This window comes from Pandoraea sp. NPDC087047 (assembly GCF_044745225.1).
Taxonomy (GTDB): Bacteria; Pseudomonadota; Gammaproteobacteria; order Burkholderiales; family Burkholderiaceae; genus Pandoraea.
Genome location: NZ_JBIUZU010000004.1, coordinates 13,830 through 37,461 on the forward strand (window position 1 = coordinate 13,830; position 23,632 = coordinate 37,461).

Genomic DNA, 23,632 nt, shown 5'->3' on the forward strand with positions numbered 1-23,632 from the left:
TTCGCGTCGGACAGAGCGAAGCTCGGCGGATGCGTCCGAGCGTTGGCGGCGCCTGGTTGTCGCTTGGGCGTCGCTTAATCGTCAGTTAGTCGGAACGCTTGCGCAGTTCGAGCCGGATGACGAACCAGCCGGCCACAGCCGACATGATCGCGAGCGCGTACCACGTCAGCAAGTAGCTCATGTGGTTGTTCGGAAACTGCACCACGGTCAGGCCGCCCACGGGATAGTCGCGATCCTGTGCCTGCGCCTTGCCGGTCACCGCTTCGGCGTCGTTGGTAATCGCATTCGCATTCGCGCTTGCGCCCGGCTTGCCGTCGGCGTCCACGAAATACGGAGCGACATCGGCCTCGTTGAGCCCGCGCGCGGCCGCAATGGCGACAACGTCGCGCGAATACCAGAGGTTCTCCGACGGCACGTTCTTGCGCAGGAAACCGCCGACCGGCTCGGGCATGCGCAGCAGGCCGGTCACCGTGACGTCACCCGCAGGCGCCGGCGGCACCGATTCCTTCCAGCCCGGCGGCACGAAGCCGCGATTGATCAGCACTTCACCGCCGTCTGCCGTGCGTAGCGGCGTGAGCACCCAGTAGCCGCCGCCCAGATCGGTCACGGCTTGCACGAGCGTGTCGCGCTCGAACTGGTACGTGCCGGTAAGCGTTACGTGGCGATACTCGTCACCCTGCGCATTGACGGATGCCCACTGCGCGCGCGTCGGGGCGTCGGACGGCGGTGCATGCACTCGTGAATTCACGCGCTCGATCAGGTCGAGCTTCCACGCGCGGCGATGCAACTGCCACGTGCCGAGAGACGCAAATACGGTAATCAGTACCAGCGTGATGACGCCGAGAATGACCAGCCGGAGGGCGGAAGGGGAGGAAGGGGCGCCGGAAGCGCGCGGGGGACGCTGTGCGTCCCCCGAATCGTGAAGTCGATCGCTACTCAAGGGAGATGCCGTTCAAGGGAGGTTTTTCGTATCCTGCATCATACCCGGCATCATGTTTTGGTTCAGGTGATACATCACCCAGAGCGAGCCCGAGAGCGTGATCACGACCAGTACGATGGTGAAGATCAGCGACAGCATGTTCCAGCCGCCTTCGGACTTCGCGTTCATGTGCAGGAAGTAGATCATGTGCACGACGATCTGAATCGCGGCCAGGAACAGGATCAGGATCGCGGTGGTGCTCGATTTCTCGAACACCCCGCCCATCACGAACCAGAACGGAATCGCGGTGAGAATGACCGACAGGACGAAACCGGTCGCATAGCCGCGGAAGGTGCTGTGCGGGCCTTCGTCGTCATGATCGTGATCGTGGTCATGCCCGTCGGCATCGTGCAGGGTCGAGTCGTGGGTGCTCACGGCAGCACTCCCATCAGGTAGACAAACGTGAAGACGCCGATCCACACCACGTCCAGAAAGTGCCAGAACATCGACAGGCACATCAGACGGCGGCGATTGGGCGCGGTGAGGCCGTGCTTGCCGACCTGCACCATGAGCGTGATGAGCCAGACGATGCCGAACGTGACGTGCAGCCCGTGCGTGCTCACCAGCGTGAAGAACGACGACAGGAACGCGCTGCGCCACGGTCCGGCGCCCTCGTGAATGAGGTTCGCGAATTCGTACAGTTCCAGCGAGAGGAACGCCGCACCGAGCACACCGGTGACGGCAAGCCAACCGAGCACCGCACGCTGGCGGCGCTTCTGCATCTCCAGCATGGCAAAGCCGTAGGTGATCGACGAGAGCAGCAGGAACGTGGTGTTCAGCGCCACGAGCGGCAGCTCGAACAGTTCCGCGCCGGTTGGCCCACCCGCGTAGTTGCGTCCGAGCACGCCATACGCCGCGAAAAGACAGGCGAAGACGAGACAGTCGCTCATCAGATAGATCCAGAAGCCGAGCAACGTCCCATTGGGTGGGTGGTAGTCGCTCGTCATCATGAACTTCAGCTCGCCGTCGCGCGGCGGGGCAGCGCTGTGGGCGCCCGCGCCGAGCGGGGCGCCGCCTGCCGGGAAGGGTGCGGTCGTATCAGACATGCTGGGCGAGCAGTCGCGTGCGCGCTGCCTCCGTGTGTTCGACCTGATCGGCCGGGATGTAGTACTCGCGGTGATAGTTGAACGTGTGGCCGATGGCGACCGCCAGCAGGCTTGCGAACGCCACGATCACCACCAGCCACATATGCCAGATGAGCCCGAAGCCGCACACCATCGCAAGCCCCGCGAGGATGATGCCCGCGCCGGTGTTCTTCGGCATGTGAATCGGGATGAAGCCGTTCTCGGGACGCTGGAAGCCTTCCTGCTTCATTTGCCACCACGCGTCGTTGTCATGGATGAGCGGCGTGAACGCGAAGTTGTAGACCGGCGGCGGCGAGGACGTTGACCATTCCAGCGTGCGGCCGCCCCATGGGTCGCCCGTGTCGTCGCGCAGTTGCTCGCGGCGCATGAAACTCACCACGAGCTGGATGATGAAGCAGCCAATGCCGATGGCGATGAGCAGCGCACCCAAGGCGGCAACCTGGAACCAGATCTGCAGCGACATATCGTCGAAGTGGCTCACGCGCCGCGTCACGCCCATCAGACCGAGCAGATAGAGCGGCATGAAGGCGACGTAGAAGCCGATGAACCAGAACCAGAACGAGCACTTGCCCCAGAACGGATCGAGCTTATAGCCGAAGGCCTTCGGGAACCAGTAGGTGATGGCCGCCATGATCCCGAAGATCACGCCGCCGATAATCACGTTGTGGAAGTGCGCGATCAGGAACAGGCCGTTATGCAGCGAGAAGTCCGCAGGCGGCACGGCGAGCAGCACACCGGTCATGCCGCCGATCACGAACGTCACCATGAAGCCGACCGTCCAGAGCATCGGCACTTCGAAATGGATCCGTCCGCGATACATGGTGAACAGCCAGTTGAACATCTTGGCGCCTGTCGGTATCGAGATGATCATCGTCGTGATACCGAAGAACGAGTTCACACTCGCGCCCGAGCCCATCGTGAAGAAATGATGCAGCCACACGAGGTACGACAGCACCGTGATCACGACCGTGGCGTAGACCATCGACGCATAACCGAACAGCCGCTTGCCGGAGAACGTGGCGACGACTTCCGAGAACACGCCGAACACCGGCAGCACGAGAATGTAGACCTCCGGGTGGCCCCAGATCCAGATCAGGTTCACGTACATCATGGCGTTGCCGCCGAGATCGTTCGTGAAGAAGTTGGTGCCTGCGTAGCGATCCAGCGCCAGCAGGGCGAGCACCGCGGTCAGCACCGGGAAGGCGGCGACGATCAGCACGTTGGTGCAAAGCGACGTCCACGTAAACACCGGCATTCGCATCATCGTCATGCCCGGTGCGCGCATCTTCACGATGGTCACGAGCAGGTTGATCCCCGAGAGCAGTGTGCCCACCCCGGCGATCTGCAGGGCCCAGATGTAGTAATCCACACCCACGTCCGGACTTTGCAGAATGCCCGACAGCGGTGGGTAGGCGAGCCAGCCGGTGCGGGCGAATTCGCCGACGAACAGCGACATCATCACGAGCACGGCGCCGGCGGTGGTCATCCAGAAACTGAAGTTGTTCAGGAACGGAAAGGCCACGTCGCGCGCGCCGATCTGCAACGGCACCACGAAGTTCATAAGGCCGGTCACGAGCGGCATCGCCACGAAGAAGATCATGATCACGCCGTGCGCGGTGAAGATCTGGTCGTAGTGATGTGGCGGCAGATAGCCCATGTTGTCGCCGAACGAGACCGCCTGCTGCATGCGCATCATTGCGGCGTCGGCGAAGCCGCGCAGCAGCATGATGATGCCGAGGATCACATACATGATGCCGATCTTCTTGTGGTCGATGCTCGTGAACCACTCTCGCCAGAGGTAGCCCCACCATTTGAAGTAAGTGATGGCGCCCACCACGACGACGCCGCCGATCGCCACCCCCGCGAAGGTCGCAAGGAGGATCGGTTCGTGGTACGGAATCGCCTCGAGCGTGAGGCGACCGAAGATCAGCTTGACGATGTCCATAAGCTCGAACCTGGGATCATTCGCGCACTAGGCGCATCGTTGTCGAGGGTTGGGCGCAGTGTGCGTCACCGGGGATATCACTGCGCAAGCGCTGTGCCGGGTGCGCGCTGCGCCTCCGATGCGAATTGCACCGTGTTCTTCGCGGTACACATCGCGTCGGAAAGCAGCGCGTCGGTGTTACCCGAGCGCGCCCGGCTGGCATGCGAGTGATTGGGTTGATCCATCATGTCCTTCAGACACGTCTGCCCGGGCTGCACACAGCGGTTCAGAATCGCGTCGTAGAGATCGGGAGGCACGTCGGCGTAGTACTTCACGGGCACCCACTCGCTGGGCTTCGCGAGCGCCTCGTACTTGTCGCGCGAGAGGTTCTCGCCGCGACTCTTGACCTGCTTCACCCACGCGTCGAATTCGTCTGCCGTCATGCCGTGGAATTTGAAGCGCATGCCGGAGAAGCCCGCGCCGCTGTAGTTCGCGGAGAAGCCGTCATACACGCCGGGCTTGTTGATGACCGCGTGCAGCTTCGTCTCCATGCCCGGCATGGCGTAGATCTGTCCGGCGAGCGCGGGGACGAAGAACGAATTCATCATCGTCGTCGATGTGATTTCGAAGCGGATCGGCCTGTCGACAGGCGCGGCCAGTTCGTTGACCGTTGCGATACCCTGGTCGGGGTAGAAGAACAGCCACTTCCAGTCCATGGCGACGACCTGCACCGTGAGCGGACGGGTGTCGGGCGGTATCTCGCGTTTGGCGTCGATACGTTCGAGCGGCCGGTACGGATCGAGCTTGTGGGTGCTCACCCAGGTGAGGGCGCCCAGCGCGATGATGATCAGCAGGGGCGCTGCCCAGATCAACAGTTCGAGCAGCGTCGAATGATCCCATTCGGGGGTGTAGACGGCGTTCTTGTTCGATGCCCGGTATCGCCAGGCGAACAGCAATGTCAGCACGATCACCGGCACGATGATCAGCAACATCAGAACGGTGGAAACGATGATGATGTCCCGCTGCCTTACCGCGAGATCCCCCGAAGGCGACATCAAGACGGTATTGCAGCCGGACAGCAGCGCGAAGGCGGGGAGTAAAAGTACCCCGTGGCGGAACTTGGGGGAAGTCATGCTGCGATCGATGGAACCGTAGCCGTAGACCGGGTCCATCATGGACCGCACTCTCTGATGCATCAATTTAGGGTAAACCCTATGGCGGCAACTCGCGATACCTGCGATGCTTTTCTGGCACGAGTGTCATCGTCATCCCGATCCGCGAGGGGGTCCGATAATGTCAAGCAGTGCTCATCAATCGCCGACGCCACCCGGCGTGCCCGCCGCGCCGACAGCGCACGATCACGGGAGTAAGTCCCGCATCGCGCCCGAGGAAATCGCGGTCGGCGTGGTCGTCGGACGCGCCTCCGAGTACTTCGACTTCTTTGTGTTCGGCATCGCTGCGGTTCTCGTTTTTCCCCACGTCTTTTTCCCATTTGCAGATGGCCTGCATGGGTTGCTGTACTCGTTCACGATTTTCTCGTTCGCCTTCATCTCGCGTCCGTTCGGCACCACGTTGTTCATGAGCGTGCAGCGCCGCTGGGGGCGCAGCGTGAAGCTCACGGCGGCGCTGTTCGTGCTTGGCACGGCAACTGCCGGCATGGCGTTCCTGCCGGGTTACGCGGTGCTGGGCGATCGCGCCATCTGGCTGCTCGCCTTCTTCCGTCTGGTGCAGGGGATCGGCTTTGGCGGCTCGTGGGACGGCCTGCCTTCGCTGCTCGCCATGAACGCGCCACCGCAGCGACGCGGCTGGTATTCGATGATGGGGCAGTTGGGCGCACCGATCGGGTTCATCATCGCGGCGTCGCTGTTCCTGTTCCTGCACTGGAGCCTTGAGTCGGACGACTTCCTCACGTGGGGCTGGCGGTATCCGTTCTATGTCGCGTTCGCGGTGAACGTGGTGGCGCTGTTCGCGCGGCTGCGTCTGGTCGTGACGCACGAATACACGGCCATGCTCGAAGAGGGCCAACTGGAGCCGATCAGCACGCGAGAGATGGTGCGCTCGCAGGGTTACAACATCTTTCTCGGCGCGTTCGCGGCGCTCGCAAGCTACGCGCTCTTTCACCTGGTGACGGTGTTCCCGCTGTCATGGATTTCTCTGCAAAACACGCAGGATCTGGATAGTGTGTTGATCGTGCAACTGTGCGGTGCTGTGATCGCGATCATTTGCACGATCATCTCGGGACGCATTGCCGACCGGATCGGCCGACGGACCAGTTTGGGACTTTTCGCGATCTTCATCGGCATTTTTGCCCTGTTTGCCCCCTTCCTGATGGGCGGCGGTTCGACGCGGCAGGACATCTTCATTCTGGTCGGCTTCGGGCTGCTCGGTCTGTCGTATGGGCAAGCGGCGGGCACCGTGACGTCGAACTTCGAGCAGCGCTTTCGCTACACCGGGGCGGCGCTCACGACCGACTTCGCATGGCTGTTCGGCGCGGCATTCGCACCGCTCGTCGCGCTCGGCCTGTCGGCAGAGTTCGGGCTGATTGCGGTGAGCGGCTACCTGCTCTCGGGCACCGTCTGCACGCTGGTGGCCCTGCGCATCAACAAGGCACTCGAGACACGCGACTGACACCCCCGACGAACACGCGCGATTGACCGCATCCGATTTTTCATCCGATCGCACGCATCATGTTGTTTCCTCCCAACGGCGCGACACAGTTTGCGCCGTTGTCATTTCCGTGACGCGCATCGCGGCATGACCTCACGCGTGTCAAACCTCATGCAGCATGTCGACGATGGCGGCCGTGATGTTGTGTGTGCGCGAATCGTGTTCGCGATGAATCATTCCCACCGTGCGCAGCAAGGGCGGCTGTGCGATCGGCACGATGCGCAGGAGCGGGTCCGACTGCCAGTCGCCACGATGCAGCAGCGGCAAGACCGACACGCCGACGTTCTTGCGCACGAGCGCGACAATCGTCTCGATGGAGTTCAACTCCAGATACTCGGTCACGCTCAGCTTGGCTGCGCGCAACGCCTGCTCCACCACGAGGCCGGTGCGAACACGCCGGTCGAAGCGCAAGAACGCGTGCGCTTCGAGAATGCGCTGTGGGTCCGCCTCGGTGATGTCGCGGTTCACGACCATGACCATCGGCTCGGTGTAGAGCGGTGTCCACACCAGACCGTCTACCCGGGCGTCGTCGGCGCGCGCGACCACGGCGGCGATGTCGACTTCGCCCTGTTCGACGAGCTCGGTGAGCTCGTCCGAGCGGGCCGACGTGAGGCGCACATCGAGCCGGGGATGTGCCGTTTTCAGCTCCGCGACCACGAGCGACAGGGCGCCGATGACCGATACCACGGCGCCGATGGTCACGGGGCCCTGCATGGCGTCGACGGACGTGGCGCTCAGCTCCACGGTCAGCGCCAATATCTGTTCGACGCGGGGAATCAGCTCGCGACCCTGCCGCGTGAGCGTGACCTGCCGCCCGCGCCGGTCGAACAGGCGTTGACCGACGGCGTCTTCGAGTCCCCGCATCTGAAGGCTGACCGCCGCCTGCGTGAGCGCCGCGCGTTCGGCGGCCGCCGCAAACGAGCCGGTCTGTGCCACGAGCCGGAAGGTCTTCAACATGCGCAAGGTGAGCATCTGGAAGTTAAAAATAAATTAAGCATGAAAAAGAAATATTAATATTTCCTTTGCATCCGTGGGAGACATAATCGTGTCATGCAACGCCCTCATGACCGGTTCGCCGGGCGCGAGGGCACGACGATCGAGAAGTACCGACCCACACAACGCGCCCCATGACCATGCCCGCAGACGCTGGGCCGGTGCTTGCTGTCACCGGACTGTCGCTGAAATTCTCCAAGGCGCCCGATGCGCCCAACCTGATCGACGGCATCTCGTTTGCCGTGCATCCCGGCAAGACGCTGTGCATCGTCGGGGAATCGGGATGCGGCAAGAGCGTCACGTCGCTGGCCCTCATGGGGCTGTTGCCCAGCCCGCCGGCCAATATCGTGGCCGGCCGCGCCATGTTCGAAGGGCGGGATCTGCTGGCGCTCGATGAGCGCGACTTCGCCGACTTGCGCGGCAATCGTCTCGCGATGATCTTTCAGGAGCCGATGACGTCGCTGAACCCGTCGTTTACCGTCGGGCATCAGATCGAGGAGGGCATTCGGCGTCATCGCGGTCTGGACCGACGTGCCGCGCGCGCCGAGGCGCTCGCCATGCTCAAGCTCGTGCGTATTCCTGCGCCCGAAACCCGGCTGGACAACTATCCGCACGAACTGTCCGGCGGCATGCGTCAGCGCGTCATGATCGCCATGGCGCTCGCCAACCGGCCGGCGCTGCTGATTGCCGACGAACCGACCACCGCGCTCGACGTCACGATCCAGGCGCAGGTGCTCACCCTCATTCAGACGTTGCAACGCGAAACCGGCACTGCCGTCGTGCTCATCACGCACGATCTGGGCGTGGTGGCCGAAGTGGCGGACGACGTCGCCGTGATGTACGCGGGCCGAATCGTCGAATACGGCACGGTCAGCGAGATTTTCGACGACCCGCAACACCCCTACACCATCGGGCTGATGGGCGCGATTCCGTCCATCGGCAAACGCGAGGGCACGCTGGCGACGATTCGCGGCTCGGTGCCGTCGCCGGAGCGCATGCCTGGCGGTTGCCGCTTTGCGCCGCGCTGCCCGTTTGCCGAAGCGCGCTGCACGCGTGACGTCCCGCCGGAGCGCACGTTGTCCGGTGCGCATCGGGTTGCCTGCTGGCTCGCCCCGGTCGAAGCGCTGACGCCGCCGCCCGCGCCCGCGCGTGAAGAGGTCCCCGCATGAACGCTCAATCTTCGCTGTCTCCCCTGCTGGAGGCGCGCGACCTCACCAAGCACTTCGGCGGGCATCGCGTGGGCTTCTCGCGCGCGCCCACGGTCTATGCCGTGAACGGTGTGTCGTTCTCCGTGCAGGCGGGGGAGACGTTCGCCATCGTGGGCGAATCCGGTTGCGGCAAGTCCACGCTGGGCCGGCTGCTGCTGCGGCTGCTCGACGCGACGCGCGGCGAAGTGCGCTATCAGGGCCAGGACATCATGACGCTGGGGGCTACGGCGATGCGGCGTCTTCGGCGCGAGCTCCAGATCATCTTTCAAGACCCGTTTGCGTCGCTCAACCCGAGCATGACCGTGGGCGGACTGATCGGCGAGCCCATTGCGCTGCATGGCCTCGCGCACGGACGCGCCCGCGACGAGCGCGTGGCCGAACTGCTGCGCACCGTTGGCCTGCAACCCGATTACGCGCAACGCTATGCACACGAGTTTTCCGGCGGACAGCGTCAACGCATCGGCATTGCGCGTGCGCTGGCCGGCGAGCCGCGCGTGATCGTCGGCGACGAACCGGTCTCGGCACTCGACGTCTCCGTGCAGGCGCAGGTCATCAATCTGCTGGAGCAGCTCAAGCATGACTTCGGCCTCACGCTCATCATGGTCGCGCACGATCTGGCGGTGATTCGCCACATGAGCGACCGCGTGGCCGTGATGTATCTCGGAGAGATCGTCGAACTGGCGAGCGTCGACGCGCTCTTCGACAACCCGCTGCATCCGTACACGCAGGCGCTGCTGCAAGCGATTCCGGCGAGCCGTCCGGACCTGCGCCGCGAGCGCGCACCGCTTGGCGGCGAACTGCCGAGCCCGACTGCGCCGCCGCCCGGCTGTCGTTTTCATCCGCGGTGTCCGCATGCTCGCGCGACGTGTCGTGAACAGGAGCCTGTCCACGAAGTGCTGCCGGATGGCCGGCAGGTCGCTTGCCATTTCTGGCGAGAGATTCAGAGCGCCGGGGCCAGTCCTGCGCGGGCCGCGGCGCCGAGCGACAAGCTGGGCGAACGTCTCGCGCTGTATCGCGCGCGACAAGCACAGGCCGACGCAGCCGTCGGCACCGCCGCCGCATGACCACACCTTCATCACACACCCTCACACACAAGGGATCACACGCATGCGCAACGTTCTGCTCGATCTTGTACTGGCGACGGCTCTCGCGACCGGCGCGGCCTCGGCCATGGCGCAGTCGACCATTCGCATTGGGTTGCAGGAAGACATCGGTTCGCTCGATCCTGCGCGCAGTTCGCAGGTCGTCGACCGCATGGTGCTGCGCTCGCTGTGCAGCTCGCTGGTGGATATCGGCACGGATCTGAAGTTCGTGCCGATGCTCGCGACCTCGTGGAGTGTGAGCGCCGACGGCAAGACCTGGACGTTCAAGCTGCGCCGCGGGGTGAAATTCCACGACGACGAGCCGTTCAACGCGAGCGCCGTGAAGGCCAACCTCGACCGCGCGCGCAGCCTGCCGGCGAGCAACCGCAAGAGCGAGCTGTCTTCCATCGATCATGTCGACGTCGTGGACGACTCGAGCGTCAATATCGTGCTCAAGGCGCCTGACTCGGCGCTGCTCGCCACGCTCTCCGACCGTGCGGGCATGATGCTCGCGCCCAAGACACTGACGGATGACGCCGGCGTGCAGTCGCACCCCGTATGTTCCGGCCCGTACAAGTTCGTGCAGCGCGTGCAGAACGATCGCGTGGTGCTGGAGAAATTCCCGGGCTTCTGGGACGCCGACAAGTATCCGATCCAGAAAGTCATCTTCCTGCCGATTCCTGACACCACCGTGCGTCTGGCCAATGTGCGCTCGGGCTCGCTCGACATGCTGGAGCGTTTGTCGCCGTCGGATGTGAAGTCGGTCAAGCGCGACGCCAACCTCAACTTCGTCTCCATCGACGGGCTGGGCTACTACGGCCTGACCTTCAACGTCGCGCCCAATGCGAACAAGGCGCTGCGCGACAAGCGCGTGCGTCAGGCCTTCGATCTGGCGATCGATCGCGACGCCATCAATCAGGTGATCGGTGGCGGCATCTTCACTCCGGCCAATCAGGCGCTGCCGCACTCGGGACAGTATTTCGACGCATCGATCAAGACGACCAGGCGCGACGTTGCCAAAGCGAAGGCGCTGCTGAAATCGGCGGGTTTCGAGAAGGTCGATGTGACGCTGAGCTTCGGCAACAACACGGTCTCGAATCAGATGGCGCAGATGTTGCAGGCAATGCTCTCGGAGGCGGGCATACAGTTGAAGCTGCGTCCGATGGACTATGCGGCGGCGCTCGACGCGGCGCATCGCGGTGACTTCGATGTGCTCTACAACGGCTGGTCGGGACGTGTGGACCCCGACGGCAACCTGCACCAGTTCGTCTCCTGCAAGGGCAATCTGAATTACGGCCAGTACTGTAATGCCGAAGTCGACAAGCTGCTTAACGAAGCGCGCGTGAAGTCCAGCGTGGCCGAGCGCAAGCCGCTCTACGACGCCGCGAACAAGATCCTGGCCGACGAAGATCCGATCCTCTATCTGTACGTGCAGCCGTGGCCGTACGTGCTCACGAAGAAGGTGCAGGGCTTTGTCGCGTATCCGGACGGCCTGATCCGTCTGCGCGGCGTGAGCCTCAAGGGCTAAGGGGACTGACGCCATGCTGCGCCTCGTCGTTCATCGTGCGCTGGTTGCGATTCCCACGCTCATCATCGTCTCGATGATGATCTTCGGGCTTCAGAAGATGCTGCCCGGCGATCCCGTGCTTGCGATGGCCGGCGAGGACCAGAACCCGCAGGTCATTGCCGCGCTGCGCGAGAAGTATCACCTGGACAAGCCGCTGCCCACGCAGTACGCGCTGTGGATCGGCAACGTGCTGCGCGGCGACCTCGGCAATTCGCTGCGCACCGGCGAGCCGGTGACCACACTCATCGCGCAGAAGTTGCCCGTCACACTGCAACTGGCGATGTTTGGGCTGGTGATCGCGATCGGCATCGGGATTCCGCTGGGCATTCTGTCGGCGGCCAATCGCGGTAAAGCCATCGATTACGGCTCGAACGTGCTGGCGCTCTCGGGCATGTCCATTCCGAACTTCTGGCTCGGCATTCTGCTGATCTTTCTCGTCTCGGTGCGCTGGCAGTTGCTGCCGTCGTCGGGCTACGTGCCGCCGGGCGAAGACCTGTGGATGAGCCTCAAGACAATGGTGATGCCGGCGTTCGTGCTCGGGGCGGCGCTCGGTGCGCAACTGATGCGTCACACGCGCAGTGCGATGCTCGGGGTGTTGCGCACCGATTACATCCGCACGGCGCGCGCCAAGGGGCTGCTGCGCGGCACGGTGGTGCTCAAGCATGCGTTTCGCAATGCCCTGATTCCCATCGTGACGGTATTGGCGCTGCTGTTCGGCGAACTGCTCGCCGGGGCGGTGCTGACGGAACAGGTCTTCACGATTCCGGGCTTCGGCAAGCTGGTCGTCGACGCCGTGTTCAACCGCGATTACGCAGTGGTGCAGGGCGTGGTGCTGGTAACTGCCGTGAGCTTCATCGTGCTCAACCTTCTGGCCGACGTGCTTTACGTCTTGCTCAACCCGCGCCTGCGTCGCGCCTGAGACTTCTTCGAACATGGCTGCCTTGCAAACGTCATCGACTTCATCCACTGCGTCGCAGGCTTCCGAAGGGAGCCCTGCCGGCGCAACGGCCGCGCCTGCTGTGAGTGTCACGAGTGCGGAGCGTCTACCGCGTCGCCGCCATCGCGGGCTGCGCAAATTCGCGCGCAACAAAGCGGCCGTCGCCGGCGCGATCATTGTGACGTTTGCGGTACTCGTGGCGCTTCTCGCGCCGTGGTTGTCGCCGTACGATCCGATTGCCACGAGTTTCATGACGGTGCGTCAGGCGCCGAGCGCACTGCACTGGTTCGGCACCGACGAGTTGGGCCGCGACATCCTCGCCCGCATGATCTTCGGCGCACGCGCGTCGCTGGCGGCGGGCGTGGTGTCGGTCGGTATCGCGGTCATCGTGGGTGTGCCGCTCGGCTTGCTCGCGGGATACTTCGGCCGCTGGGTCGACGCCATCGTGTCGCGACTGGCCGACGCGCTGCTCTCCATCCCGTTCCTGATTCTTGCGATTGCGATGGCAGCGTTTCTGGGCGCGAGCCTCACCAACGCGATGATCGCCATCGGGGTGTCGGCCATGCCGCGTTTCGTGCGGCTCGCGCGTGCGCAGGCGCTCACCGTCAAGGCGGAGGAGTATGTCGAAGGCGCGCGCGCCATCGGCCTCACGGATTCGCGCATCATCGTGCGCTACATTCTGCCGAACGTGCTGCCGCCGATCATCGTGCAGGCGAGCCTGACGGTCGCGACCGCGATCATTGCGGAGGCGAGTCTGTCGTTTCTCGGGCTGGGGCAATTGCCGCCGTTGCCGTCGTGGGGCTCGATGCTCAACACGGCCAAGGACTTCGTCGAACAAGCGCCCTGGATGTCCATTTTCCCCGGTATCGCCATCTTTCTGACGGTACTCGGCTTCAACCTGCTGGGTGACGGGCTGCGCGACGCGCTCGATCCTCGCGAGCAATAATCGTCACTATCCGGCAACCTTATTCCAACCATTCGAGACAGAGGTCGAAAGCGATTCCCATGACGCAATTCAACTGGCAAAACCCGTACCCGACGCCGCGCCTGCCGGTGTTCGCCCGCAACATCGTATCGACGTCGCATCCGCTCGCCGCGCAAGCCGGCTTGCGCATTCTGTGGCAGGGCGGCAATGCGGTGGACGCCGCGATTGCCGCCGCCGCGTGCATGACCATTGTCGAGCCGGTATCCAACGGTTTGGGCGGAGATTGCTTCGCGCTGGTGTGGGACGGCAAGCAGGTGCACGGCCTGAACGCCTCGGGCACCGCCCCCGCCGCCTGGAGCGTCGACTATTTCCGCAAGAAGTACGGCGAGCAGAACGGCATCGCCAGGCAACCGGTGCGCGGTCTCGACACCGTGACCGTGCCCGGCGTGATCGCCGGCTGGGAGGCACTGCACGCCAAGTTCGGCAAGCTGCCGTTCGCGGACCTGATGGCCCCGGCCATCGAGATCGCCGAGCGCGGGCATGCCGTGGCGCATATCGTCTCGCGCAAGTGGGCGGCGGCGGTGCCCGAGCTGAAGGACCAGCCCGGCTACGCGCAGACGTTCATGCCGAACGGGCGCGCGCCGACCACCAGCGAGATGATGCGCATGCCGGGCCACGCGCGCACGCTGCGCCTGCTGGCCAAGGAAGGCCCGCGCGCGTACTACGAAGGCGAGATTGCCGAGCGCATCGCCGCGTGGTCGGCCGAGCATGGCGGCGCGATGACGACGGACGATCTGCGCAACTACCGCGCCGATTGGGTCAAACCTATCGAGAAGGACTATCGCGGCTACACCGTGCATGAGATTCCGCCGAACGGGCAGGGCATTGCCGCGCTGATCGCGCTGGGCATTCTCGACAAGTTCGACGTCTCCAGCCTCGCCGTCGACCGCGTGCATTCGCAACACTTGCAGATCGAAGCGATGAAGCTCGCTTTCGCCGATCTGTACAAGTACGTCGCCGATCCGCGTTCGATGGAAGTCACGCCGGAGCAGATGCTCGACGACGCTTACCTCACCGAGCGCGCCAAGCTGATCGATCAGGACAAGGCCACGCACTTCGACTTCGGCATGCCGAAGTCCGGCGGCACCATCTATCTGACGGCCGCCGACGAGCAGGGCATGATGGTGAGCTTCATTCAGTCGAACTACATGGGCTTCGGTTCCGGTGTCGTGGTGCCGGACTTCGGCATCGCGCTGCAAAACCGTGGCTGCGGTTTCTCGATGGATCCGAAGTCGGTCAACGTGGTCGAGGGCGGCAAGCGTCCGTTCCACACGATCATTCCGGCATTCCTCACGCAGAAGGTCGACGGCAAGCACGAAGCCGTGATGAGCTTCGGCGTGATGGGTGGCGACATGCAGCCGCAAGGCCATTTGCAATCGGTCGTGCGCATGCTCGACTACGGTCAGCAGCCGCAGGCGGCATGCGATGCGCCGCGCTGGAAGGTCAACCGCGACTTTACCGTCGATATCGAGTCGACGATGGACCGCGAAACGGTCGCCGGGCTGGTGGCGCTGGGCCACAAGCTGAAGTCCATCGACGATCCGTATATGGATTTCGGCTCGGGCCAGTACATCTGGCGTCTGGATCGCAACGATCCGGAGCGCGGCTACGTGGCCGCGAGCGACAGCCGTCGTGACGGCCTCGCCGCCGGCTACTGATCTACGGAGCGGAGACTGCCTCGCCGGTAGTCTCCGGCAGGACGACTATGGACTGCACACGCAGTCCATGGCTGGTATGCGCTCACTCATCTCGGATTCCTACACGGCGGTACGGCATCGAGATAACGTGAAGCTTCTGTGGATTCATCGAATCGTCACAGTTCACCCGCAATAATCACGTCGCACGAGGAATCTACAAACTAATTCGGCGGCCGATCTACTGCGTCAAATCACGCGTGGCACCGGGCGCCGGTGCGACCCGGGGAAACGACGCAATGACCATCCGTCATCGAATTACGCTATTGGTGATCCTGACGTTTGTCGCGCTCTCGCTCATTGGCGGCTACGCGGTCTATCAGACACGCGCCAGCGCTCACAAAGTGCGCCAGGTAACGGAAGGTGTGGTGCCCAGCGCGCTTGCCTCCGCCGATCTCGTCTCGCAAGTCAAGGCGGTACAGATCGCTACGATGACGCTGGTCTACGCACCGGACGACACCGTCGTCGACCAGGCGCTCGACAATCTCAGGAAGTTGCGCGGCGAGATCGACCAGTCGCTTGAGCGGCAGGCCGAAGGCGCCGCCAGCGACGCCCAGAAGGGCCTCGTGGCGCAAGCCCGCGAGAGCGTCGACAACTACTTCAACGCCATCAACGACACCGCCAAACTCAAGCAGGCCGGCAAGACCGAGATGGCGCAGGCGTTCCTCTTCGCGATGGTCGCCCAGTACCGCGACGAACTCGAAGGCGTGGTCAACACGCTGCGCGTCGAGAAGAACCGTCAGAAAGACTCGGCCATCGCCACGCTCAACGACACGCTCTCGACCACCACGACGGCCATCGCCATCGTGACCGGCCTGGCTATCGTGCTGCTCGCGGCCATCGGTGCGTTGTTGTATCGCCAGATCACGCGTCCGCTCTCACGCATGCAGGCGATGATGAGCGAGATCGCGAGCAGTCAGGATTTCACCCGCCGCGTGCCGGTGGGCCGCATGGACGAAATCGGGCACTCCATCGTGGCGTTCAACGGCATGATCGAGAAGATTCAGGAGCGCTCCGCACAACTCAAGCAGAAGACGGCCGACATTCAGGCGATGTTGCAGAACATGCAGCAGGGCATTCTGACCGTCGTCGATGGCTCGAAGGTGCACGGCGAGTACTCGGCCTATCTCGAAGCGATCTTCGAGACGCAGGAGATCGCCGGGCGTGGCGTCATGGATCTGGTGTTCGGCGACAGCGATCTGGGCTCGGATGCGACCTCGCAAGTCGAAGCCGCCATCGACGCGTGCATCGGCCAGGACGCCATCAACTTCGCCTTCAACGAGCACCTGCTGGTCGGTGAGATCGGCAAGCGCATGCCGGACGGCCGCATCAAGCAACTCGATCTGACGTGGTCGGCGATCACCGACGAGAGCGACACGATCCTGCGTTTGATGCTGTGTGTGCGCGACGTGACGGAACTGCGCGAGCTCGCCGCCGAAGCCAACGAGCAGAAGCAGCGTCTGGAGATGATCGGGGAGATTCTGGCGGTGAGCCAGGAGAAGTTCCATCACTTCATCGAAAGCTCGTCGGATTTCATTCGCGAGAACGAGCGCATCATTCGCAAGCATTCGCAAGCCGACAGCGCGGCCATTGCCGAGTTGTTCCGCAACATGCACACGATCAAGGGCAACGCGCGCACGTACAACCTTCAGTACCTGACGAACGTCGTGCACGAGACCGAGCAGCGTTATCACGATCTGCGCCAGCCGGACGTTGCGCGTCTGTGGGATCAGGACGGTCTGATGCGCGAACTCGAACGCGTGCGCGAGGCGGTCGACACCTACGCGCACATCAACGAAATGAGCCTCGGCCGCAAGGGCCCGGGCCGCACCGCCGACGAACAGTCGATGGTGGTCGACCGTGCGCACATTCGCGCCAGCCTGCGCATGCTCGAAGCGGCCGATCCGAACGATCCGCATCAACTGGTCGCCATGCGCGACGCCGTGCACCAGACGCTGCGTCTGCTGGGCACCGAAGGCGTGGGCGAAGCGCTGGGCGGCGTACTTGACTCGCTGCCGTCGCTCGCGGGCGAACTCGGCAAGCCGTCGCCGGCGGTGCGTATCGACGACAACGGCTATCGCCTGCGCTCGCCGGCCGTGCGAATTCTGCGCGACGTGTTCATGCATTTGCTGCGCAACTCGATGGATCACGGTCTGGAGGGCGCGGCCGAGCGTCGCGCCAAGGGCAAGCCGGCGGCGGGCACGATCGACATCGAAGTCGGCCTCGATCACAACATGCTGCAAGTCACGCTGACCGACGACGGCCGCGGACTCGCCCTGCACCGGATTCGAAACATCGCCGTGCAGCGCGGCTGGATCACGGCCGAGACGTATGTGACCGACGAGCAGATCGCGCAATTCATCTTCCGTCCCGGCTTCTCGACGGCCTCGCAAGTCACGGAAGTCTCGGGACGTGGCGTCGGCATGGACGCCGTGCAGGACTTCGTGCGCCGCGAACACGGCCGCATTGAGTTGCGCTTCACGGACGATCGCAAGGGTGCGGAGTTCCGTCAGTTCCAGACGGTCGTGTGCCTGCCCGACAACCTCGTGGTCGACGGCTTCGATCTGAACAGTGTCGCAGCCGACGCCATCGACCTGCCCGCATTGGACGCTGCAACGCCGCAGATGAGCGCTGACGCCGACCTCGGCACCTCGCGCGACGACCTGTCCCAAACCGGCAAGGTCTGAAAGGTTTGAGCACGGATGCCTGTCGACTGACGCGGGCCACCTGTGCGGCAATGGGCAACACGATGGGCGAGGCGGCGCAGATCTGACCGGTCTGCGGCCGCCGCGCCGCTTTCGGAGACGAATCGAGTATGGAAGCAGTTCAATGGCTATTGGCAGGCGCGCTTGCCGGTGTCATCGGCATGGGCGTGGTGGGGTTTGTCGCGCATCGCTGGCGTATGGCGCAGGCCACGGCCCACTGGCGCGCTCTGACGAAAACGCACGACGATGCGCTGGCGCAGGCGCTCGAGCGCGAACGTCTGGCCATCCGGGATAAAGACGAATCCGCGCAGTCGCAGGACGCGGCAGTCGCTGCGCTGCAAGCGAGTCTCGCGCAGGCCGGGCAGGACTTGCAGGCTGCGCGCAAGTCGGAAGCGTCGGTGCTCGAAGCCAAAACCATGTGGCAGAGCGAGGCGCAGCGCATTGCCGGCGAAGCTGCGCGTCTGCGCGGGCTGGCGGCTACGTTCGAGCGCTGGCACGAGCAGATGATCTCGCTGATGACGCAGAACCAGGACATGCACGCGAAGAATCAGGAGCTCTCGTCGATTGTTCGTCACGTGCTGATCGTGTCGCTCAATGCGTCGATCGAAGCCGCGCGTGCGGGCGCCGCCGGACGCGGTTTCGGTATCGTCGCCAGCGAAGTGCGTGCGCTCGCCACGCGCTCGGAAGCGTTGTCGAAGAGCTATCGCGACAGCCTGCATCGCAACGATGTGACGACCACGGCGACGTTCCAGGACATTCAGGCGGGCGGCAAGATGATCGCGGCGTCGCTCTCCAGCGTGGAAGCGCTGGCGCAGCAGTTGCACTCCCGTCTTCACTAAGCGTCACTATCAAGCAGGCAGGTTTCGTTGTGATCAGCGCTCATGCACGCGACAGTTTCGAACGCATTCTCCACAAGGCTGCACGCACTCGCCTGGCCCGCTCGGCCGATGCGCCGTGCGAGATCGCACCGCTCAGAGGGCGTCAGGCCGATGCAACGTCGCCCGCGAACGGCATTGACCTGACGGTGCGTCACGCCAATGTGGCGGTGCTCACCATCTCGGGCATCGACTTTCGCATGCTGCTCCTGCTGCATTTCGACGAGGACGACGTCACCCGAACGTATTTCGTGGGAGACGATCAGGACAAGTCGTTTCGCGAAGCCTTCCTCGAAATCAGCAATCTGTGCTGCGGGGCGATCAATCAGGCGTTGCTGAACTACTTCCCCGATCTCGGCATGTCGACGCCCTACGTGCTGAGCGCGCACTGCGTGCCCCATCTCACGCAACTCAAACCGAATCATCTGGCGTCGTGGGACATCACGCTCGATGGTTCGGTCAGTCTGGCGGCCACGCTGTGCGTCTGTGCGCATGCGCCGCTGGACTTCAATGCCGAAGTCAGCGAGACGCAGGATAGCGGTGGCGAACTCGAATTGTTTTGAATCGGCCCTACGTTTTACGTAATAGGAAACTATGACAATGAACCGAAGCACCCCCCGCGAGTCGGTCAGCCAGTTTTTGATCCTCGAAGACAGCGTCGAGCACGAGTACCCCGACGCGCTTGTGCGCGGCATGATCGACATCACCGACGGCGTGTTCCGTGGCCTGTTCGGTGACATCGAAATCCGTTGCGAATCGCCCAGCGTGGTGCGCGATCGCATCATCTTCGGCGAAGTGTTCAGCCTGATTCAGCTCGAAAGCGCCTGGTGCCGCGGCTACATGATGATGCAGGCCGAGCAGGTGCCTTTCATGCAGTTTCTGGAGCACACCGGCCGTTGCGAAGGTCAGGCCGGTTTTCGCGAACTCAACGGCATGCTCGGCGAGTTGACGAACCTCGTGTGGGGGGCGTTCAAGACCCGCTACATGGGCGATCCGCTGAATGCCGACCGCACGCAAGTGCAAGTGCCGCTGCTCATCAACCACAAGCAGAAGTACGTCACGTTCGGCACCGATAACCCGCAGCTGTGTTTCGTCTACCGTCTGACGGACCCCGTCAACGGACAGATCGTCACGCTGCATCAGCATTTCGTCTTCAGTCTGAACTGGTCGCCCGAAGCGTTTCGCGAAGTCGCGCCGGGCGAGGCTGAGCCTGTCGAGACCGGGGCACTGGAACTGTTCTGAGATCCCGGCTCGTCAACCCACTCTCTCTTACACACAAGGACAACACCATGCCTAAGATTCTCGTGGTCGATGATTCGAGCACTGTGCGCGACGAAGTCGCGGGTTTTCTGCGCAAGAACGGCCTGGACGTGGACACGGCCGTCGACGGCAAGGACGGCCTGGCCAAGATCAAGGCCAGCCCGGGCGTGCGTCTCGTCATCAGCGACGTGAACATGCCGAATATGGATGGCCTGACGATGGTCGAGAAGATTCGCGGCGAGCTCGCGAACGCGTCCGTCAACGTGGTGATGCTCACCACCGAAAGCAGCCCGGCCATGAAGGAACGCGGCAAGGCCGCAGGCGTGAAGGGCTGGATCGTCAAGCCGTTCAAGGGCGACGCCGTGCTCGAGACGTTCCGCAAGCTCGCCAGCTAAGGCGGCTAAGGCAGCTTGGCAGGCGGCTGGCGCTGCCCCGGCGCCGAGGAGATCGGGGCCAGCCGGTAGCGCCGCTCATCGTCGGGATGAATCGCCGGCAGACCGTCGCCGCCGTGCGGCGGCGGCGTTACACTGCTCACTTTCCCGCATTACGCGAAAATCTGCGCATTCTCGCTTTCTCACCATGAGCGCCGTCCCCCAGAAAAAGAAGTCTGCCGCTGTGGCGTGCGTCAGTGCGGCGGCTTCGCACGACAATGTCGCGCAGGCGTTCGATGCCGACACGCCGCAGGGGGCGCCGACCGACGCGGCGGGCACGCTCGACGCGCGTCCGCGACGCTCGAAGCCGCGCCTGACCTACGTCATCGCCAGTCTCGACCGCCTGCTGCGTCGCCACATGTCGGAAGCGCTCGCGCCGCTGGGGCTCACGCTCGCACAGTTCACGGCACTCTCGGTGCTCGACGCTCGCGGCCAGCTCTCCAACGCGCAGCTCGCACAACGCTCGTTCATCACCCCACAGTCCGCCAACGAGGTCGTGAGCATCATGGCGTCGCGCCAATGGATCACGCGCCAGCCCGATCCCAATCATGGCCGCATCGTATTGCTGCAATTGACCGACGAAGGCCGCCGGGTACTCGCGCAATGTGAGGCCGTCGCCAAGGAAATCGACACGCGCATGCGTGTCGGTGTGGCCCGCGAAGACGCAGCGGCCGTGCAACGCCATCTCGAAACGTTCGTGCGCAATCTACGCGACTGACTCCCCGTTTGTCCCGACCTGCCGCCCTCAACGCAGCCCCGGCATGCCGTAACGCACGCGTGCGGCCTCGCGCATGGCGCTGATGAGCGTTTGTTCGGGCGGCGTGGGCACCGTGTCGTTGCGCCACAGAATGCCGATGGATTCCTCGGTGCCTTTCGTCGCGAAGGGCAGGGCGCACAGCACGCCCTCGGCGAGGTCGTTCTGCACGGTGATCTCGGAGGCGATCCATACGACGTCGTCGCGCAGGGTCATGGCGCGCGCGAGCGACATCGACAGCAGTTCCGAGTAGTCGTCGAGCGTGCCCACGCCGTGCGTGCGCAGGAAGCTGTCTGCCGTGTGACGCAGGATCGTGCCGTGCGGCGGCAACACGACATGATGGTTCGCAATGTCGGCCATCGATACGCTGCGCTCGCGCACGAGCGGATGCTCGGGACGCACGACCACGCACAGCGGTGTGGCGCACAGATGCTCGAAGGTGAGCCCGGCCATGCCCTCGGGGTCGGACATCCGGCCCAGCGCCACCTTGACCTGCCCGGATTTCAACTGGGTGAGTAACTGCTGATTCGCGCCGGTGTGTACCTGCACGACGATGCCGGGCCACTCGCGCCGGAACGCTTCGAGCACGGCGGGCATCATCGCGGCGGCGAGCGTGGGCAGCACCGCGATCTCGATCACCCCACCGGTCTGCCCGACGGCGCGCGAAAGCACGTCGATACCCTGACGCAACGCACTTACGCTCGCGCCCGCATGCCGCAGGAACAATTCGGCCTGCGCGGTGGGGCGGGCGCCATTGCGTCCGCGGTCGAACAGGCGCACTCCCAGCAGGCCTTCGAGCTCGGCAATCGTCTTGCTGACGGCCGGCTGCGTGATGGACAGCGCTTCGGCCGCGCGCTGCAAGCTGCCGTGCTGTGCGACAGCCAGCAGGCATTGCAGATGGCGCAGCTTGATGCGCCCGTCGAGTAGGTGTCTTTCCATGCCAAAAAGTTATGAAAAACCTAAGAAAATGTCAATAAATATATCCGTTGATTATGGATATAGTGTTGAAAAGAAGCTGGCGACCGGCCAATGTGCCTGCCACATCAGTCAACACAAAATGGAGTGAGACCATGTCGAAAACGACAACCGTCCTGCGCCCGCGCGACTGGGATTCGCATCCCAAGCTCATCGACAGCGGGTACAAGTCCACGTCGCTGCGCGGCCCCAAACAATGGCTCGTGCCCGTGAAGCAGAACCTCGCGGATCTGCGCTCGCCGGTGTATGGCAACGGCATCGTCGGGGCGCTCGACGGCGATCTCACGCGCAACGCCGTTCGCAACGGCGAGCCGCTGGGCGAACGCATGATCGTCACGGGCCGGGTGCTCGACGAAGGCGGACGTCCGGTGCCGAACACGCTCGTGGAGCTGTGGCAAGCCAACGCCTGCGGGCGCTACGTTCACAAGGTCGATCAGCACGATGCGCCGCTCGACCCGAATTTCCTCGGCGCAGGCCGCGCGCTGACCGACGCGCAGGGCCGCTACAAATTCCTGACGATCAAGCCCGGCGCCTATCCGTGGAAGAACCACCACAACGCGTGGCGTCCCCAGCATTTGCACCTCTCGGTGTTCGGCCAGTATTTCGCGACCCGCCTGGTCACGCAGATGTACTTCCCCGGCGATCCGTTGCTCGCTTACGACCCGATCTTTCAGGCGACGCCCGCGCAGGCCCGCGACCGTCTGATCGCGCGCTTCTCGATGGACATCACCGAGCCCGAATACGCGCTGGGTTACGAATTCGACATCGTGTTGCGCGGTGCCGACCAAACGCCGATGGAGTCCTGAGCCATGTCCACCACGTCTGACCTCAAGCAAACGCCGTCGCAGACCGTCGGCCCGTACTTCGCTTATGGCCTGTCGCCGGAGCAGTACCTTTACGACTTCAAGAGCGCATTCACGCCCGTGGTCGCCACTGATCGGGCTGAAGGCGAGCGCATTCGCCTGATCGGGCAAGTGATCGACGGCGCAGGCAATCCGATCAACGACGCCCTGATCGAAGTCGTGCAGGCCGATGCCAACGGCCGGTATGTGCAGACGGCGGAAGATATCGAGCGCACCGGTTTCGCAGGTGCGGGCCGCTGCGGCACCGGCACCGACGCCGAGAACCGTTTCGTCATCGAGACGATCAAGCCGGGCGCGGCCGCGCAGGGCGATGCGCCGCGCATCGACGTCATTCTGACGATGCGGGGCTTGCTCAATCATCTGTTTACGCGTATCTATTTCGACGACGAGGCAGCGGCCAACGCGCTGGACCCCGTGCTGCAACAAGTGCCGGCCGAGCGCCGTCACACGCTGATTGCGCGCCGTGAGGCTAGCGGCGGGCGTGTGTCGTACCGGTTCGACATCCGGATGCAGGGTGACGAGGAGACAGTGTTCCTCGACCTCTGACGTCGCCAGCAGTATCGACGCGGCAACACTGAAACTGGCGCGGCTTCGGGCTGCCGGCATGAAAGTGCCGGTGGCCCGTGGCCGTATCCGCATTTTTGCAAC

At 63.7% G+C, this 23,632-nt stretch carries 22 protein-coding genes; 15 read left to right on the forward strand and 7 right to left on the reverse strand.

Annotation, left to right across the window (positions count from 1 at the left end; translation table 11 throughout):
- Nucleotides 1–85: 85 nt before the first annotated feature.
- The 5 genes from ACIPHM_RS08050 to cyoA all read right to left on the reverse strand — a co-directional run bounded on the left by ACIPHM_RS08050 (nucleotide 86) and on the right by cyoA (nucleotide 5,121).
- Nucleotides 86–940: an SURF1 family protein gene (locus tag ACIPHM_RS08050; protein ID WP_400326619.1), complete on the reverse strand. Its 855-nt coding sequence runs from the start codon at nucleotides 938–940 to the stop codon at nucleotides 86–88.
- A 12-nt stretch (nucleotides 941–952) separates the two neighbouring features.
- A complete protein-coding gene (cyoD, locus tag ACIPHM_RS08055) occupies nucleotides 953–1,354 on the reverse strand; it encodes a cytochrome o ubiquinol oxidase subunit IV (RefSeq protein ID WP_400326622.1) in 402 nt (133 codons plus the stop codon).
- Nucleotides 1,351–2,025, reverse strand: coding sequence for a cytochrome o ubiquinol oxidase subunit III (gene cyoC / locus ACIPHM_RS08060; RefSeq protein WP_400326625.1), 675 nt, complete (start codon nucleotides 2,023–2,025; stop codon nucleotides 1,351–1,353). The genes cyoD and cyoC overlap by 4 nt, the downstream gene beginning before the upstream one ends.
- On the reverse strand, nucleotides 2,018–4,009 hold the full coding sequence (gene cyoB / locus ACIPHM_RS08065) for a cytochrome o ubiquinol oxidase subunit I (RefSeq protein ID WP_400326627.1): 1,992 nt from the start codon (nucleotides 4,007–4,009) through the stop codon (nucleotides 2,018–2,020). The genes cyoC and cyoB overlap by 8 nt, the downstream gene beginning before the upstream one ends.
- A 77-nt stretch (nucleotides 4,010–4,086) precedes the next feature.
- Nucleotides 4,087–5,121, reverse strand: coding sequence for a ubiquinol oxidase subunit II (gene cyoA, locus ACIPHM_RS08070; RefSeq protein ID WP_400327474.1), 1,035 nt, complete (start codon nucleotides 5,119–5,121; stop codon nucleotides 4,087–4,089).
- A gap of 160 nt (nucleotides 5,122–5,281) precedes the next feature.
- On the opposite strand from cyoA, the gene ACIPHM_RS08075 reads away from it, so the two are divergent.
- Nucleotides 5,282–6,616 (forward strand): MFS transporter, encoded by a 1,335-nt coding sequence (locus ACIPHM_RS08075; protein WP_400326630.1) that lies wholly within the window; start codon nucleotides 5,282–5,284, stop codon nucleotides 6,614–6,616.
- A 141-nt stretch (nucleotides 6,617–6,757) separates the two neighbouring features.
- Here the strand turns inward: ACIPHM_RS08075 and ACIPHM_RS08080 are convergent, their stop codons facing one another.
- Entirely contained in the window at nucleotides 6,758–7,627 is an 870-nt protein-coding gene (locus tag ACIPHM_RS08080) for a LysR substrate-binding domain-containing protein (RefSeq protein ID WP_400326632.1), read from the reverse strand.
- A 161-nt stretch (nucleotides 7,628–7,788) separates the two neighbouring features.
- Here ACIPHM_RS08080 and ACIPHM_RS08085 point away from each other — a divergent pair, with 161 nt between their 5' ends.
- The 12 genes from ACIPHM_RS08085 (at nucleotide 7,789) to ACIPHM_RS08140 (ending at nucleotide 21,110) form a co-directional block, all read left to right on the forward strand.
- Entirely contained in the window at nucleotides 7,789–8,817 is a 1,029-nt protein-coding gene (locus tag ACIPHM_RS08085; protein WP_400326635.1) for an ABC transporter ATP-binding protein, read from the forward strand.
- On the forward strand, nucleotides 8,814–9,920 hold the full coding sequence (locus tag ACIPHM_RS08090; RefSeq protein WP_400326638.1) for an ABC transporter ATP-binding protein: 1,107 nt from the start codon (nucleotides 8,814–8,816) through the stop codon (nucleotides 9,918–9,920). Before ACIPHM_RS08085 ends, ACIPHM_RS08090 begins: the two co-directional genes overlap by 4 nt.
- Before the next feature lie 43 nt (nucleotides 9,921–9,963).
- A complete protein-coding gene (locus ACIPHM_RS08095; RefSeq protein ID WP_400326641.1) occupies nucleotides 9,964–11,466 on the forward strand; it encodes an ABC transporter substrate-binding protein in 1,503 nt (500 codons plus the stop codon).
- A 13-nt stretch (nucleotides 11,467–11,479) separates the two neighbouring features.
- Complete coding sequence (locus ACIPHM_RS08100) at nucleotides 11,480–12,424, forward strand: ABC transporter permease (RefSeq protein WP_400326644.1); 945 nt, start codon at nucleotides 11,480–11,482, stop codon at nucleotides 12,422–12,424.
- A gap of 13 nt (nucleotides 12,425–12,437) precedes the next feature.
- A complete protein-coding gene (locus tag ACIPHM_RS08105) occupies nucleotides 12,438–13,388 on the forward strand; it encodes an ABC transporter permease (RefSeq protein WP_400326647.1) in 951 nt (316 codons plus the stop codon).
- Between the two features lie 59 nt (nucleotides 13,389–13,447).
- On the forward strand, nucleotides 13,448–15,085 hold the full coding sequence (locus tag ACIPHM_RS08110) for a gamma-glutamyltransferase family protein (RefSeq protein ID WP_400326649.1): 1,638 nt from the start codon (nucleotides 13,448–13,450) through the stop codon (nucleotides 15,083–15,085).
- Between the two features lie 275 nt (nucleotides 15,086–15,360).
- Nucleotides 15,361–17,808, forward strand: a complete 2,448-nt coding sequence (locus ACIPHM_RS08115) for an MCP four helix bundle domain-containing protein (protein WP_400326652.1) — start codon at nucleotides 15,361–15,363, stop codon at nucleotides 17,806–17,808.
- A gap of 128 nt (nucleotides 17,809–17,936) precedes the next feature.
- Nucleotides 17,937–18,665, forward strand: a complete 729-nt coding sequence (locus ACIPHM_RS08120) for a methyl-accepting chemotaxis protein (RefSeq protein ID WP_400326655.1) — start codon at nucleotides 17,937–17,939, stop codon at nucleotides 18,663–18,665.
- 29 nt (nucleotides 18,666–18,694) lie between these two features.
- The gene (locus tag ACIPHM_RS08125; RefSeq protein ID WP_400326658.1) at nucleotides 18,695–19,264 is read left to right on the forward strand and encodes a hypothetical protein; all 570 of its coding nucleotides are present in this window, start codon (nucleotides 18,695–18,697) and stop codon (nucleotides 19,262–19,264) included.
- 37 nt (nucleotides 19,265–19,301) lie between these two features.
- On the forward strand, nucleotides 19,302–19,943 hold the full coding sequence (locus ACIPHM_RS08130; protein ID WP_400326661.1) for a chemotaxis protein CheX: 642 nt from the start codon (nucleotides 19,302–19,304) through the stop codon (nucleotides 19,941–19,943).
- A 47-nt stretch (nucleotides 19,944–19,990) separates the two neighbouring features.
- Complete coding sequence (locus ACIPHM_RS08135; protein WP_400326664.1) at nucleotides 19,991–20,356, forward strand: response regulator; 366 nt, start codon at nucleotides 19,991–19,993, stop codon at nucleotides 20,354–20,356.
- A 184-nt stretch (nucleotides 20,357–20,540) separates the two neighbouring features.
- Nucleotides 20,541–21,110 (forward strand): MarR family winged helix-turn-helix transcriptional regulator, encoded by a 570-nt coding sequence (locus ACIPHM_RS08140; RefSeq protein ID WP_400326667.1) that lies wholly within the window; start codon nucleotides 20,541–20,543, stop codon nucleotides 21,108–21,110.
- A gap of 27 nt (nucleotides 21,111–21,137) precedes the next feature.
- Here the strand turns inward: ACIPHM_RS08140 and pcaQ are convergent, their stop codons facing one another.
- Nucleotides 21,138–22,085 (reverse strand): pca operon transcription factor PcaQ, encoded by a 948-nt coding sequence (pcaQ, locus tag ACIPHM_RS08145; protein ID WP_400326670.1) that lies wholly within the window; start codon nucleotides 22,083–22,085, stop codon nucleotides 21,138–21,140.
- Between the two features lie 131 nt (nucleotides 22,086–22,216).
- Between pcaQ and pcaH the strand changes: the two genes are divergently transcribed.
- Both pcaH and pcaG read left to right on the forward strand, forming a co-directional pair.
- Nucleotides 22,217–22,927, forward strand: coding sequence for a protocatechuate 3,4-dioxygenase subunit beta (pcaH, locus tag ACIPHM_RS08150; RefSeq protein ID WP_400326673.1), 711 nt, complete (start codon nucleotides 22,217–22,219; stop codon nucleotides 22,925–22,927).
- A 3-nt stretch (nucleotides 22,928–22,930) separates the two neighbouring features.
- Nucleotides 22,931–23,530, forward strand: coding sequence for a protocatechuate 3,4-dioxygenase subunit alpha (gene pcaG / locus ACIPHM_RS08155; RefSeq protein ID WP_400326676.1), 600 nt, complete (start codon nucleotides 22,931–22,933; stop codon nucleotides 23,528–23,530).
- Nucleotides 23,531–23,632 lie beyond the last annotated feature (102 nt).